At 43.4% G+C, this 15,060-nt stretch carries 14 protein-coding genes; 6 read left to right on the top strand and 8 right to left on the bottom strand.

Annotated elements, in window-relative coordinates:
* Positions 1–307: 307 nt before the first annotated feature.
* Entirely contained in the window at positions 308–484 is a 177-nt protein-coding gene (locus tag ACYVAA_RS03225; protein WP_460538612.1) for a hypothetical protein, read from the top strand.
* Positions 485–512: 28 nt separating this feature from the next.
* Here the strand turns inward: ACYVAA_RS03225 and ACYVAA_RS03220 are convergent, their stop codons facing one another.
* The 3 genes from ACYVAA_RS03220 to ACYVAA_RS03210 form a co-directional block, all read right to left on the bottom strand.
* The gene (locus tag ACYVAA_RS03220; protein ID WP_460538611.1) at positions 513–1,325 is read right to left on the bottom strand and encodes a DUF4249 domain-containing protein; all 813 of its coding nucleotides are present in this window, start codon (positions 1,323–1,325) and stop codon (positions 513–515) included.
* 2 nt (positions 1,326–1,327) lie between these two features.
* Entirely contained in the window at positions 1,328–3,703 is a 2,376-nt protein-coding gene (locus ACYVAA_RS03215) for a TonB-dependent receptor (RefSeq protein WP_460538610.1), read from the bottom strand.
* Positions 3,704–4,009: 306 nt separating this feature from the next.
* The gene (locus tag ACYVAA_RS03210) at positions 4,010–4,990 is read right to left on the bottom strand and encodes a GlxA family transcriptional regulator (RefSeq protein ID WP_460538609.1); all 981 of its coding nucleotides are present in this window, start codon (positions 4,988–4,990) and stop codon (positions 4,010–4,012) included.
* A 136-nt stretch (positions 4,991–5,126) separates the two neighbouring features.
* Between ACYVAA_RS03210 and ACYVAA_RS03205 the strand changes: the two genes are divergently transcribed.
* Positions 5,127–5,543 carry a VOC family protein gene (locus ACYVAA_RS03205; protein ID WP_460538608.1) on the top strand — a complete coding sequence of 139 codons (417 nt, stop codon included), beginning with the start codon at positions 5,127–5,129 and terminating at the stop codon, positions 5,541–5,543.
* Between the two features lie 39 nt (positions 5,544–5,582).
* Positions 5,583–6,020 (top strand): SRPBCC family protein, encoded by a 438-nt coding sequence (locus ACYVAA_RS03200; RefSeq protein WP_460538607.1) that lies wholly within the window; start codon positions 5,583–5,585, stop codon positions 6,018–6,020.
* A 321-nt stretch (positions 6,021–6,341) separates the two neighbouring features.
* On the opposite strand, the gene ACYVAA_RS03195 is transcribed toward ACYVAA_RS03200, so the two are convergent.
* Both ACYVAA_RS03195 and arsC read right to left on the bottom strand, forming a co-directional pair.
* On the bottom strand, positions 6,342–7,349 hold the full coding sequence (locus ACYVAA_RS03195) for a cation diffusion facilitator family transporter (RefSeq protein WP_460538606.1): 1,008 nt from the start codon (positions 7,347–7,349) through the stop codon (positions 6,342–6,344).
* Between the two features lie 34 nt (positions 7,350–7,383).
* Positions 7,384–7,737 (bottom strand): arsenate reductase family protein, encoded by a 354-nt coding sequence (gene arsC, locus ACYVAA_RS03190; protein WP_460538604.1) that lies wholly within the window; start codon positions 7,735–7,737, stop codon positions 7,384–7,386.
* A gap of 306 nt (positions 7,738–8,043) precedes the next feature.
* Here arsC and ACYVAA_RS03185 point away from each other — a divergent pair, with 306 nt between their 5' ends.
* Entirely contained in the window at positions 8,044–8,991 is a 948-nt protein-coding gene (locus ACYVAA_RS03185) for a tetratricopeptide repeat protein (protein WP_460538603.1), read from the top strand.
* Between the two features lie 138 nt (positions 8,992–9,129).
* On the opposite strand, the gene ACYVAA_RS03180 is transcribed toward ACYVAA_RS03185, so the two are convergent.
* From ACYVAA_RS03180 to ACYVAA_RS03170, 3 genes are all read right to left on the bottom strand, one after another.
* Positions 9,130–11,394, bottom strand: coding sequence for an aconitate hydratase (locus ACYVAA_RS03180; RefSeq protein WP_460538602.1), 2,265 nt, complete (start codon positions 11,392–11,394; stop codon positions 9,130–9,132).
* Positions 11,395–11,561: 167 nt separating this feature from the next.
* Positions 11,562–12,866, bottom strand: a complete 1,305-nt coding sequence (locus tag ACYVAA_RS03175) for a short-chain fatty acid transporter (protein ID WP_460538601.1) — start codon at positions 12,864–12,866, stop codon at positions 11,562–11,564.
* Positions 12,867–12,967: 101 nt separating this feature from the next.
* A complete protein-coding gene (locus ACYVAA_RS03170) occupies positions 12,968–13,984 on the bottom strand; it encodes an aldehyde dehydrogenase family protein (protein ID WP_460538600.1) in 1,017 nt (338 codons plus the stop codon).
* A 170-nt stretch (positions 13,985–14,154) separates the two neighbouring features.
* On the opposite strand from ACYVAA_RS03170, the gene ACYVAA_RS03165 reads away from it, so the two are divergent.
* Together ACYVAA_RS03165 and ACYVAA_RS03160 are read left to right on the top strand one after the other, a co-directional pair.
* Entirely contained in the window at positions 14,155–14,502 is a 348-nt protein-coding gene (locus ACYVAA_RS03165; protein WP_460538599.1) for a 4Fe-4S dicluster domain-containing protein, read from the top strand.
* Between the two features lie 198 nt (positions 14,503–14,700).
* Entirely contained in the window at positions 14,701–15,039 is a 339-nt protein-coding gene (locus ACYVAA_RS03160; RefSeq protein WP_460538598.1) for a DUF3276 family protein, read from the top strand.
* The last annotated feature ends 21 nt before the right edge of the window (positions 15,040–15,060 follow it).

The following is a 15,060-nucleotide window of genomic DNA, read 5'->3' as shown; positions in this document are numbered from 1 at the left end:
GTAGGGTGTTGAAATTGGCAGACAAGCCCTCCTGTCTCGGGGGTGGGGATTCCAGGAAAAAGCAAATATCGAGCTCGTGTTTTGCCTAACTGCCCCGTGGAGGTTCGAGTCCTTCCCCTACAGCTAGGTTATTTTGGGTTTATTGTTAATTGACTAAAGCTATGAGATATTGTTTCATAGCTTTTTGTGTTTTTAGCTGAACGCTTATCCTCGATTTTTTCATTAATCTTCCTATTTTTAAAGAGAAAAATAAATCCACCTTCTCGATAAAATCCCTACCATGCAAGAAGAAAAAACAGGTTTCCTTATGAAGATTATTTCTGAAGCTCCCCTCACAGTAGAACTGATGGAAAAAGGAGCAGGAAAATCCATATTCGAAGTCAACGAATCCAAAGTAAAGCACGAAAAAATTCAAGAGCTGATCGGCTTTAATGTGGTGTTGCAATTGGAATTCGATCAAATAACAGGAATCAGCAAAGCCTAAAACCTCATCGTTTTAGGCTTTGCCCTGATCACTCCACTGTCTCCTCTATTGAAGTCACGGAGAAGGCTCCGAAGTAACCCAAAGCGCTATCCCCAAAGTTAGACAAAGGATTGGAAGGGGCCACGCCTCCTCCGTCAATCACCTCCACTACGGTTCTGAAATAATCGTAAGTGGAGCGGTTGAGATGCCTTAGCTCTACATAAACTTCATCCCCCTGTTTTAGGGTATGAGGGAAATCATAATCCTGCGCATTGCCATCGGTGTATTTGTCCTCATAAAGCCAAAAATTATCATCTTCTATCTCCTCTCCGTCAAAATCAAAAACATACAATTCCCCATTGACCCAAACATTAAAACTGTAATAGTTTCCCAGCCCTTCCGGATCCTCGAAATGAGCCCTGAAGTAGTAGCCTTCATCGTAAAGCAATGATTCTTCCTCAAACCTAAAGGCCAAAGAATCTATCCCGACCTGCACCTCTTGCATCCTACTTTCTGCCTGAAAGGTCTGCCCATTGACCTGCACGGTCAATTGGTAATTGACCCCGCGTTGCCCCTGTATACTGGTGGTTTGATAAACGCCCTCTGCTACCTCCTCCAATACATCTACGTTACCCATCTCATCCGAAATCTCCACATAAGCTCCGCTGATCCCTGGAAACACATTATCTTCATAGAACCCTACCGATTCCGAGACCCTTACCGTGTAGGGGCCTTGTTGATCGGTAACCGCTCCTTCAATGACAATTCTCGGTGCTGCCGTGTCCAAATCCAGCTGTATGACTTCCTCACAGGCCGTAAAACTTATCGTCAGGAACAGCAAACTATAAATATATCTTTTCATGATTATTTGAATCTAAAATTATAAGTAATGGAAGGTAGGATGCCGAAAAGGGAAAACTTCACGGCTTCCGTCTTGGTGGCATCATCTCGGTTCTCTCTAAAGTTGACAATGAAGGCGTTCTTTCTGGCATAAGCGTTATAGATGGAAAAATTCAAATCAGATTGAAAATTTTCATTGTTTTTCAACTTCAAGGTAGCTCCCAGATCTAAGCGGTGATAATCAGGCAACCGGCTGTTATTCCTTTTGTCGTAGAGATTGATCACCTCTCCCTTCACCTCGTACTTGCCCACGGGGTAAGTAGTGGCATCCCCAGAGCGGTACACAAAAGCTGCAGAAAGGTTCCACCTTTTGTTCAACTGGTACATCCCGACAATCGAAAGGTCATGCGGCCTGTCCCAACTGGCAGGATAAACCTCTCCATAATCCACACCATCAAATTTACGCTCCGTCTTGCTTAGGGTATAACTGATCCAGCCTGTTAAATCACCTTTGTTCTTTTTCACAAAAAACTCAGCTCCATACGACCATCCTTTACCGAACAACAACTGCGACTCCACATTTTCATTAAACACCAACTCCGCACCTGTCCGGTAATCCACCTGGTTTTTCATGTCCTTATAGTAAACCTCTACGGAGGTTTCGTAGGCATTGTCGCTAAAGTTCCGGAAATACCCCATGGCAATCTGATCGGCAATCTGTGGCTTTACATTATTGCTGCTCGGAATCCATAGGTCAATCGGTGTTCCTGAATTGGAATTGGACACCAAATGAAGGTATTGTCGATTTCTTCCGTAAGAAGCTTTGAACGAACTTTCTTCATTGACCAAATAAGTAATCCCTAAACGTGGCTCCAGTCCACCGTAAGATTTTACGATTTCCCCACTTTTGTAAGTTTTGGAACTGCTGACATCACCCTCCTCATCATACGTAAACACCTCGCCGGGCCCCACCTGAGCAAACCAGGAATACCTCAATCCTGCATTGACATTAAGGGATGGAGACAATTCCAAATCCTCAGAAATATAGGCCGCAGTTTCCCAAGCATATTTCCGCTGAAGCTCCTGTGCATTTATATAGCTAGCCCCTTGCGGTATGATCTCTCCGGGCAAAAAGTTATGACGGATCACACTCGCCCCAAACCTCAGGGTATTGTTCGGATTGATATAATATTCAAAATCTTCCTTCAGGCTTAGGTCCCTAATGGCCGAGGTCACTTTGAAACCATTCCTTTCCCCTTCATCCTCCTCCGCCATGATTTCCACCTCATAATTATAATCACTAAAAAGTGCGGTGGTATTCAGGAAAAGCCGATCATTGAACAAGTGGTTCCAACGGACAGTGGCCGTGGCATTTCCCCAGTCAAAGCCAAAAAGATCGCTGTAGCCAAAATTGTCCCGGCCAAAATAGCCCGATACAAACACCCTGTCCTTCTCCCCAAATTTGTAATTGGCCTTGGCGTTTAGATCGTAGAAATAAAGGACGGAGTTTTTTACATCCTCATTATTGGAGAGCTTCAAAAAGAGGTCTACATAAGTCCTTCTTCCTGACAATACAAAGGCTCCTTTGTCCTTTTCGATTGGCGCTTCGATGGTAGCTCTTGAAGATATCAAGCCAATCCCTCCCTGGGCTGCGAATTTCTTAGTATTGCCTTCTTTCATCTTGATATCCAACACCGAAGAGGCCCTTCCTCCATATTCAGATGGAATATGTCCCTTGTAGATGGTAAGGTCCTTGATCGCATCAGAATTAAATACCGAAAAGAACCCCAATAAATGCGAGGCGTTGTATACGGGAGCTTCATCCAGCAAAATCAAGTTCTGGTCTGCACTGCCTCCCCGAACAAAGAAGCCTCCTCCCCCCTCAGTAGCTTTTATCCCAGGTAGCAGCTGGATGGTTTTAATGATGTCCTTTTCCCCAAAAATCACCGGAATAGCTTCTACCTCTCTCATATCCAGCTTATTGACACTCATTTGAGTGGAACGGACATTGGCATCTTCTGACTCCGCCTTGACCACCACCTCAGCCAACTCCGTGGAGGAGGGGTTTAACTCTACATCCAAACTCATATCCTTGTTCAGTTCCACGGTCTGGGAAAATGACTCAAAGCCCACAAAGCTGTACACAAGGGTATACTTTCCGGCAGGAACAGTGAGGGAATAAAACCCATAAACATTGCTCAGCCCCCCGGTCTCTAATTCTTTCAGGTAAACCGTCGCCCCGATAAGTCCTTCACCGCTGGAAGCATCTTCAATAGTGCCTCTAATGGTAAACTTTTCCTGAGCCAAAGTGGTAAAAATAGGCATGATGAAAAACAGCCAGGAAAAATGCCGTTTCATTGAAAAACCTGAGCGGTTACAGGTCCTTTTTATTCCTTTCATTTTTTAGTTTTTATAAGCGGACCGTATAAGAAGCCCGGATATGGGTTAATATTGATTTCAACTTTGTTTGCGCTATCTCTAACTACCCAAAAAGGTAAATGTTCATAATGTGCCCCATCCAAATGGTGACTTCTGGTGGAAACGGAATTTCACCAATTTAGTTTTGTTGAGAACATTGCCTTTGTGTCATTTTCTTACAACCCTCCATTTTTTACTGGCTTAGCAGTAATGAAGGCTTTCAAAATTAAGACACTATGAAACCGCTTTACCCTGAAAAAATTCTTAAAAAATTATGCTCTGCCCACCCTAGTTATGCACTAGCTCTTTATTGTATTTGTTACGATAGGCTATAGGCGTCAAACCTGTTATCTTCTTAAATACATTCCTAAAAGCCTTGGTATCGGTATACCCCACATCAAACATCACCTCGGTAATATTTTTCCTACTTGATTCGAAACTTCTTTTGGCCGCCTCAATCTTCACCCTTTGTAGATATTCAATGACCGTATTTCCAGTGGTCTGCTTGAACCTCCTTTCGAAACTCCTTCTGCTTACGGCTACCATTTCAGCCAATCCATCCACTGTGATCTTATCCTCATAGTGCTGTTCTATGTATTCCTGAGCTTTTTTGACCGCTTCATCTGAATGGTCTTTTTGCCCGTTAAAGATGGCAAATGCCGACTGACTGTCCCGATCAATATCAATAGCGAAATACTTTGCCGCCAAAATTGCCGTATCCCTGTCTGTATATTTCTCCAGCAAATAAAGTAAAAGGTTCCAATAAGAGTTGGCTCCTCCACTGGAATACAAGCGGCTTTCCTCTGTAATGATGCTACCGTCTACCACTTCCACATTAGGGAACCGCTCCTTAAATTCATTGTAATAAGCCCAGTGGGTCGAGCATTTCTTCCCATCCAGCAAGCCTGTGGCTGCCAGTAAAAAAGCCCCCACGCAAAGAGAGGCCACCTCGGCCCCATTTTGATACTGACGGACTATCCATGGAAGGAGATCGGCATTTAGCGTCACCGCCATCTTCATATCACCAAAAATGGCCGGAACAATCACCAAATCCGAATAATCCACCTCATCGCATAACTTGTCCGGATGCACAGTGAACACCCCCTCGCTCAATCTCACTTCTTTACTGCCCCCTACCAACTGAACATCAAACAATGGAGCTCTACCCGAGGAAAGCAAAAATTGGTTCGCTGCGGTAAACATATAGCGGGGATCGGCAATAGCCTCCATCACGGCTGATTCAGGAACTAAGATCGATACTTTTTTCATGAACTAAAGATACATAGAAAGCTTGGCGGGTTCAACCCCTCAATTCGACGTATTTCCCCCTTACTCCCAAAAATACTTTTTGGGATATTTGATATATCATCTTCCTAATTGACCAGCCCCATTTGATCCAGTGTCCATGAGCAGAATCATTACTTACTTGACTTTCAACGGAAACTGTAAAAAGGCCATGACCTTTTACCGGGATTGCCTGGGAGGAGAACTTCACCTTCAGACCATAGGGGAATCCCCAAACTCGGACCACTTACCTTCCTCCATGAAGGGCTTTATCCTCCAAGCCTTCTTAGAAAACCAACAGCTTAGTTTAATGGGAACCGATATGGCCAATGAAATCGGTCTGAGCAAAGGAAATACCGTCTCCCTGTACATTGCCTGTAAAAACCGACAGGAAATGCAGCGCTATTTCTCTAAACTGTCTGAAAACGGAAAAATCACCCAGCCGATCAGCACCAACCACTGGGGCAATTTATTCGGCACCCTTACCGATCAATTTGGCCACCATTGGATACTTCAATGTCCTGATACTTCTCAATAATTAGCACTAACTTAGTATTGACCTAAACTACTGAAAACCATGGAAAAAATAACCTTCAGCATTAAAATCAAAGCTCCCAAAGAAAAATTGTGGCGGGTGCTTTGGGAAGATGAGTCTTATCAAACCTGGACGGCTGTTTTTAGCGAAGGATCCAGAGCAGAGACCGACTGGAAAGAAGGCAGTAAAGTCCTCTTTTTGGATGGCAAGGGAAACGGTATGATCAGCAAAATCGCCAAAAACATTCCCTATGAGTTCATGTCCATCCAACACCTGGGATTTTATGAAAATGGTAAAGAAGACTTCGAAAGTCCTAGCGTAAAAAGCTGGGCCGGAGCGTTGGAAAACTACACCATCAGGCCTCAGGGAGATTACCTTGACCTGGAAATAGAAATGAACACAACCGATGAATACAAGGAGTACTTTGAGTCGGCCTGGCCCAAGGCATTGGAAAAGGTCAAACAATTGGCGGAGGCCTAAAACAAAAGGCGGGATGATTTAGATCTATCCCGCCTTTTCTAAAAAAACTGTATCCCATTTAAAAAATCGCTATCTGATGGGCACAGAAACAATACTTGCTTAGCCACTCTCCTGACTACATAACAATAATCAACACAATTATTGCCAACCAAACAACGGCAGACGCAGCCAGGAACATTTTAAATTTCCTATCGTTGCTCATCGTTCTTTTTCTTTTAATTTACTAAAACATGAAGACAATACCAAAAAATAAACGCCAACAACTCACTGTTAATCAAACAAATACACCATAACACATCACTTACCTCTTCCTACGCTCCACTATTCAGCTTTGAGTTTATCCGTTAATTCATGGTAATGTTTTTGGTTTTTGGACATGTTACCAACATTCCAGTTGATCTTTTTTCGCTTTTCGTATTTTCTCACTGCACAGGTTTCGATTTGACAATAGTGGCAACACTTCTCAGGAATGCAGGGATCAGCATGAACAAAGACCTCCACATGCCCTGAAATGCTGTTTTCCAAAACTTCCTCCACTTCTTCCACCTCATCATGGACTTTTTTAAGCTCATAATAATAAGGCAATGTCAAGTGCAGATCAATATGCTTGTCTGCCCCATATTGCTGTACCCTCATGTTATGGATATCAATCCAATTATCCTTCCTATGCCTGTTGAGTACCTTTACCATGGCGATCATGGAAGTAGGGTTCCGCTCATCCATCAGCCCTGCAACGGACTTTCTTACCAAGCCGTACCCATTAAAAATAATGTAGAGGGCAAACAGGATGGAAAAGACACTATCCAGAACATGATAGCCGGTAAAATAAATGATCCCCACTCCAAAAATAAGGATGAAACTGCTCAAGGCATCTGTAAGAATATGTTTTCCGTCAGCCTCAAGAGTAATACTATCCAACTCCCGCCCCTTTTTAAAAAGCATATAGCCCAATGCCCCATTGGCCACTCCAGAAAAACCTACCAAAGCCATCCCGAAAGGCAAGTCCTTTAACTCCGAGGGAAATAAAAAACTGTAGATGGACTGATATATAATAAAAATACCGGCCAAGATGATCAAAACCCCTTCTATTCCCGCGCTGAAAAATTCTATTTTACCATGTCCATAGGGGTGATTTTGATCCCTCGGCATCGCACTCAGGTGTATACTGTAAAAGGCAAAGCCAGATGCCACTACATTGACGATGCTTTCCAAGGCATCCGTCAATATCGCATTGGACTGGGTTATATAATAGGAATAAAACTTAAGGATCAGCAGCAATATACTGGTCACAAAGGATGCAATGATCCAATGTTTTCGGGGGTTACTCACCACAGTATTTCTTTTTGGGGCCTAAAAACAAATTTTATAAGATATCCTTTACATTTTCAGGGGGCCTGCCTATCACTGCCTCTTGCCCTTTGATAATTATTGGACGCTCGATAAGAATCGGATGGGAAACCATTATCTCTACCAGTTGATCTTCCGAGAAATCCTTGCCCTTATAATTTTCCTTCCAAACTGCCTCGTTTTTGCGGATAAGCTCTTCCGCCTTCAAGCCCAACATCTTAAGTATCCCCTTCAATTCCTCTGCCGTAGGCGGAGTTTCCAAATATTTAACAATTTCAATGTCTTCCTCCGCTACGGCTTCCTTTACCAGTTTCAGACTATTTCTACTTTTGCCGCATCTTGGGTTGTGAAAAATCTTTACAGTGCTCATAATTTTGTGAATTTAGATATCAAAAGTAGCTAATCAGCCGGTAAAATAAAATTCCATCACCCCTGCCGGGCTTCCTATTCCAAATTGCAATGCTCAGCTGCGGAGTGCCCCATCTAGCCACCATTGTAACCGTAATTTGACGAAGCGGCTAATTATCAACTAATACCACCCCTTGTAGGCCGCCCACTTCTCAATTGCTTCTTCGGATCCCTTTTACCCTCCTGTGGATATCAGCTTTATTGCTTAACTTTACGCCCAAAGAAGAACCAACTCCCTCCCAGCATTGGGTAAAAAAACGCCTGAGTAATGAGTAAAACAACACCGCATTTCCTTCTCTCAATTTTCTTGGTCATTGTAGCCTTTATCACAATATCCTGCGACTCCAAAGAAGATAAAAAAGGGCGCTTTTTACTGAAAGGCAATAATAAACTGATGGAGAATGATTTTGAGGGAGCCGTTGACTTCTACAATGAAGCCTTACAGCTGGACCCGGACTACTCGGACGCCTATTATAATAAAGGGGTTGCCTACAGCCACTTATCCAAACTGGATCAGGCCATCAGCAACTTCTCCAAAGCCATTGAACTCAACAAGGAGTATGCGGATGCATTCTACCAAAGAAGCTTGGCTTATCTGGACAATGGAGAAAACTACAAGGCGTTGAGCGATGCTGAGCAACTGACAGCTTTACACCCTGATGGCTTCAAAGGTTATTTTTTAAAAGGCTTGGTCCTCGAGCAGCTTCAAAGATATCCTGAAGCCCAAGTAGCCTTTACGGAGGCCATCAATCGCGACAGTACCAATACAGATCTATTTGTCAACAGAGCTAACATCTACTATTATCTCGAAGATTTTGAGGCTGCCCAAGAAGACCTTGACAAGGCAGAGCTTCTCAATCCTGAAGAGGCAAATATCTATAACCTGAAATCCCTGATTTCTTTTGATCAAGGCCATATAGAAAAAGCATTGGAATGGGTAGAAAAGGCCATTGCCCTGGATGCAGGCCAGGCATATTTTTACAATAACCGTGGCCTTTATTTCCTCTTCAACAATGAACTGGAAAAAGGCCTGGAAGATATCAATTTCAGCATCAAGCAAAACAACCGCAACCTTTATGCTTTAAGGAATAAAGGGATTTACTATTATTTCAAAAAGGACAAAGCACTCGCCATCAAATACCTTAAGGATGTCCATCAAAAGGCTCCATCCATCAAGCTGACCAAAAAATACCTGGATTTATCCCAAGAGCTATAACAGCAGAGCTTTAATATTTTGGGTTTCCCTTTCTTTGGGCAATTCCCTCATCGCATTTTCAAAAGACACAAAAAGGCCTGCCGAAGACATCCGGCAGGCCTTTTATCATCAGATAAATTCAGTATTTACCTGGGCAACTTATTTCTGTTGTGCTTTGATCAAGTTCAATGCAGAACCTGCCTTGAACCAACCGATCTGAGCATCATTATAGCTATGGTTAGCCACGATCACATCTTTAGAACCGTCAGCATGGACAAACTCCAGTGTAAGCGGTTTCTCAGGAGCAAATTGATCAAGATCAAGGAAGTTGATCGTATCGTCTTCCTGTACTTTATCATAGTCAGCCTCATTCTCAAAAGTCAATGCCAACATGCCCTGCTTCTTCAAATTGGTTTCGTGAATTCTTGCAAAAGATTTCACCAAAACAGCTTTCACGCCCAAGTGTCTCGGCTCCATGGCCGCATGCTCTCTGGAAGAACCTTCGCCATAGTTGTGGTCACCCACTACTATTGTAGGCACACCAGCAGCCTTATAAGCTCTTTGGGTAGCCGGTACAGCACCGTACTCACCAGTTAGCTGGTTTTTCACACTATTGGTTTCCTCGTTGAAAGCGTTTACCGCTCCGATCAGACAGTTGTCAGAGATATTATCCAAGTGACCTCTGAACCTCAACCAAGGACCGGCCATTGAGATATGGTCAGTAGTACATTTACCGAAAGCTTTGATCAAAAGCTTGGCGCCGGAAATATTTTGACCGTCCCAAGGAGCAAACGGCTCCAACAGTTGAAGACGCTTAGAGTCTGGCTGTACAACCACTTCTACTCCACTACCATCTTCAGCAGGTGCCTGGTATCCGTTGTCCTCTACAGCAAATCCTTTTTCTGGAAGTTCGTCACCTTTTGGCGGATCCAGCTTTACCTCTTCACCATTTTCGTTGGTAAGGGTATCAGTAAGCGGGTTGAAGCCTAAATCACCGGAAATGGCGATAGCTGCCACCATCTCAGGAGACGTCACGAAAGCATGGGTGTTTGGATTACCATCCGCACGCTTGGAGAAGTTTCTGTTGAAAGAGTGAACAATGGTATTTTTTTCCTGCTTGTCAGCACCTGTTCTGGCCCACTGACCGATACATGGTCCACAAGCATTGGTAAAGATGGTCGCGTCCAGGTCTTCGAAGATGCTCAACAGACCATCTCTTTCGGCGGTAAACCTTACCTGCTCCGAACCTGGGTTGATACCAAATTCCGCTTTGGTTTTCAATTTCTTATCCACGGCCTGCTGGGCAATAGAAGAAGCTCTCGAAAGATCCTCATAAGAGGAGTTGGTACAAGAACCGATCAATCCCCACTCCACTTTGGTAGGCCAACCGTTTTTCTCTGCTTCCGCTCTGATCTGAGAAACCGGAGTAGCTCTATCAGGAGTAAATGGCCCGTTGATGTGAGGCTCAAGTGTAGAAAGGTCAATTTCAATTACCTGATCAAAATATTTTTCAGGGTTGCTATAAACTTCATCATCACCGGTCAAGTGTTCTTTCACACCATTGGCCAGGTCAGCCACATCCGAACGATCGGTAGCCCTTAGGTAACGCTCCATTGCCTCATCATAACCGAAGGTAGAAGTAGTCGCCCCAATTTCAGCACCCATGTTACAGATTGTACCTTTTCCGGTAGCGGAAAGGGATTGGGCACCTTCACCAAAGTATTCAACGATACAGCCAGTACCACCTTTTACAGTAAGGATACCTGCTACTTTCAAAATCACATCCTTGGCAGAAGTCCATCCGTTCATTTTTCCGGTCAACTTCACCCCGATCAATTTAGGGAATTTAAGTTCCCAGGCCATTCCTGCCATTACGTCTACCGCGTCAGCACCACCAACACCGATCGCCACCATACCCAATCCACCGGCATTTACGGTGTGCGAATCTGTACCGATCATCATTCCACCTGGAAAAGCATAATTTTCCAATACTACCTGGTGAATGATCCCTGCACCCGGCTTCCAGAAACCAATACCGTATTTATTAGATACAGATTCCAAAAAGTTAAAAACTTCACCACTGGCAGAAAGCGAGCTCTTCAAATCTTCCTCAGCACCTTTTTGCGCCAAAATCAGGTGGTCACAGTGTGCTGTAGAAGGAACAGCTACTTTATCCTTTCCTGCTTGCATAAACTGCAAAAGCGCCATTTGGGCAGTTGCATCTTGCATGGCAACCCTGTCCGGAGCAAAATCCACATAGGACTTTCCTCTCTCAAAGTTTTGAGTTGCATCTCCTTCCCACAAGTGAGCATAAAGTATTTTCTCCGCTAAAGTAAGTGGTTTTCCCACCGCCTTTCGGGCAGCTGCGATGCGCTCAGGGTACTTCGCATACACTGCCTTGATCATTTCTATATCAAATGCCATTTGAAATGAATTATTTTAGTGATAACTTGATTTCCTTTAAATCGTTGGCAAAGATACAGTTTTAGCCGAAAAATAGAAGCAATGTCTAAGTAATGTTACTTATTTATAAGGGTTTAAAATAACCCTTAGGAAAGTTTTTCCGCAGGAATCAACCCAAAACTTCCTCATTAAAAAACCAAAAATATTCCGAACCCCAACACCACCGCTCCCAGGAGAAAAAAATAAAGGGTATACCGCAGCAATTCCTTTGGTGCCACCCCAGAAATGGCCAATAAAGGCAAAGCCCAAAAAGGCTGTAACATATTGGTCAATTGGTCCCCATAAGCCAATGCCATCACCATCTTGGGCAAAGAGAGCCCCATTTTGGAGGCAGCTTCCACGATCACAGGTCCTTGGAGCGCCCATTGCCCTCCCCCGGAAGGAACAAAAAGATTGATCAAACCGGCACTGATAAAAGCCAATACCGGAAATGTCTCCGGAGAAGAAATCCGTACAAAATAATCCGCGATCAGCACAAGCAGTCCTGAGCTTTTGAAAACGCCCAAAATCCCCGCATAAAAAGGAAACTGTAGGATAATCCCCACCGCACCTCTTAAAGCTTCCCCTGTAGCCTGTATATAATTCCTGATACTCCCATGAAAAACCATCCCTAAACCGAAGAGCAAAAAATTGATATAGTTAAGGCTTATAAAAGAAAAGCCGTCATCCTTTTGCGTGAAAAATTCCGACAAAGCCAACACTGTAACCAGCCCTCCTACTACCCAACCCAACCTGTCCTTTCCCTTCCATTGGAAAGCTCTTTCCCTTAGTTGGGCAAGGGGATAAGCTTTGTACTTTTTTCTGGAAAGCCACCACAAGGCCATCATCACAGTAAAAAACAAGACCAAATTAATCCCTACATTAAAGCTGCTCAGCACCGTCTGCTCTATCGGCACCACTCCCATCTGCTTCTCCAAAAAGTGGCCTTTTTCAGCTACTTTCAAAGGCGCTGACCCTGACAATCCCCCATGCCAAACCATCATGCCCAAGTATCCGGAGGCCACCACCAAGGGATAATTTACCTGAAAACCCTTCTGCAGGGCTATCTCTCCAATCTTCCTGGCCAATATCGCCCCCACAATCAAGCCAAAGCCCCAGTTGAAATAACCTGCGACCATGGTCACCGCCCCAGTCAACAGCACTGCCAGCGTGTTGTTTTGGACAGAAGAAGCAATGCGGTCCAAAACAAACGAAACAGGTCTGGAAATGGCCAGAACATGCCCAAAAACCAAGATCAGTACCATCTGGAGGGTGAATTCCAGAAGGCTCCAAAAACCCTCCTTCCAAAAGACCACCACCTCCCAAGTGTAAGTACCTAAAGACAATTCCTCGGGTCTGGTCATGAAGGCTGCCCAAATGACGCTGATCAAGGACAAAAAAAGCGCCAGATCAAAAGGGGAAGGAAAGGGGATTTTCTTCAGTTTGTCAAACAAAGTTAATTGGGTTAATGGTCCGTTTCACGAAGCAGCATGCGCCAAGCTTCTAACCAATATACACAATTCAACATGCCCTTAACCCTTCTCCCAGGTATTTTCTAACTAAGACCCATCAAAAACTTAACCGTATCTACATGGTCAGCATAATCAGCTACGCCTGGGCATTGGGCCTGACCAAAGGTAAAACTGGAAGGGTACCAGCCGCCTTTGCTTACGATGCATTGGATTTTTTCAGCTTGGGACTCCAGTTTGGCTTCAAGGGCTTTCTTTTCACTGTATACCTCATAATATAGCACCGCTATTGGGGACACCAACTCCTCACTTTTCCTGCACAACAAAAAGCCATTGTCCAGATGGACATCTCCGTTCACCAAATAAATAGATTTATTATAATCGTAATTGTTCAGGTATTTATGATGGCTCAAAACAAAGTGGTAACCCTCTATGGCATTTAAAAACTGCTTTATCTGTTCCTCATCGGGAAGAAATACTTTTGAGACATTGCGGCAACCCAAACCGAAATATTGAAACACATCTTTTGCCAGCTCACGATAATCTTCCTCCGTTTCAGTGCCGTCAAATACCGCCACCGAGGTCCTGTTTTTTCTAATGACACTAGGGTATTTACTAAAATAATAATCAAAATACCTTGCCGAATTATCACTTCCTGTTGCGATATAAGCATCCTTGCCTTTCAGCATTTCTTCAAACACCACCTTCTCTTTAAAATCAGGGGCCAGCTCCACCAGTTCCTTTACCAGCCACTTGATCAATACCTGATCCGAGGAACTCAGTTTGACGTGGGCTTCATGACCGGTAAGCAACACCACCATCAAATCGTGAAAACCTACCGCAGGAATGTTCCCCGCCATCATCACCCCCACTTTTTGGGATTTCGGATTATCTTTTACATCATATTTTGCCAGCCATCCCTTCAAAGCATCTTCCTCCAGCATCTGGCTCAAACCATGAAGGGCCAGCTTCACCTGATCAGGTGTAAACCAACTGTTATTGTTTTCAGCCCTAAAGGCCAGCGCTTCCGTTTCATCAGCGGGCAGTTGTTCGATTCTTTTTCCTAATGCGATAAAGGCGTTAATCCTCTCCTGAAAGGTCATGAGATATCTGTTTAGTTTGAGGCCACAAAGATATTTATTTTAGCTTTAAAAAATGAATTTTGGAATTTTAAGCTAGATTCATTATAAATTGTTTAGCGTAGCAATATTTGTATTGGTATATTGTTATATGCTTCTTAATTTTGGCGTAGAATTTAAAAAAGGAGATTACAATGGCAATAATGATAACTGACGAATGCATCAACTGTGGTGCATGCGAGCCTGAATGCCCAAACACAGCAATCTACGAAGGTGGTATTGAATGGACTTGGGGAGGAGGAACAGAACTCAAGGAAGTCAAGCTGGAAGACGGTACCGTGATAGATGCAGAGGAGCCTCAAGAGCCAGTTTCTGATGAGTTTTATTATATTGTAACAGGCAAATGCACGGAATGTACAGGGTTTCATGAAGAACCACAATGTGCAGCAGTTTGCCCTGTTGACTGTTGTGTCGATGACCCCGATCATCCCGAGTCAGAAGAAGAGCTTCTGGCCAAGAAACAATATTTACATGCAGAATAAAAAAAAGAGAGGGGCAAATGTCCCTCTCTTTTTTTTATGGATAAGCGCTTAAAAAATAACTTGATTTTTAACCTTTTAGACAAAAAATACGGGTCATAAGAAAAAAAACCGCGCCAGACCTTGAATTTAAGTCATGAATTGATTTAACTTGTCATCCGTATAACATAATCCTTGATAAGTAAACAAAAATTTCGGAAAGTGGAAGAGCATAAAGGAAACGACAGAGAGGAGATTTTCTCAAAAAAAGTAAAAGCAGGTAAGAGAACTTACTTTTTTGACGTAAAGTCTACAAGATCAAATGACTATTACCTTACAATTACTGAAAGTAAGAGAAAAGTAAGAGATGACAACTTTGTTTATGAGAAGCATAAAATCTTCCTGTACAAAGAAGATTTTGCAAAATTTGTAGATGCTTTGCAGGACACTGTTGACCATGTAAAGAACGAATTAATGGCCGATTTCGACTTCTCACAATATGAAGTAGAAGCTGAAGCCGGTACCGAAGATAATTTCGGCGAAGATTTGAAGTGGGATTAATTCCCATTACTTATTTAGAGA

It is taken from the genome of Echinicola sediminis, from assembly GCF_054777495.1.
The sequence above is the reverse complement of the archived record's forward strand: the minus strand, read 5'-3'. Positions and strand labels throughout refer to the sequence as shown.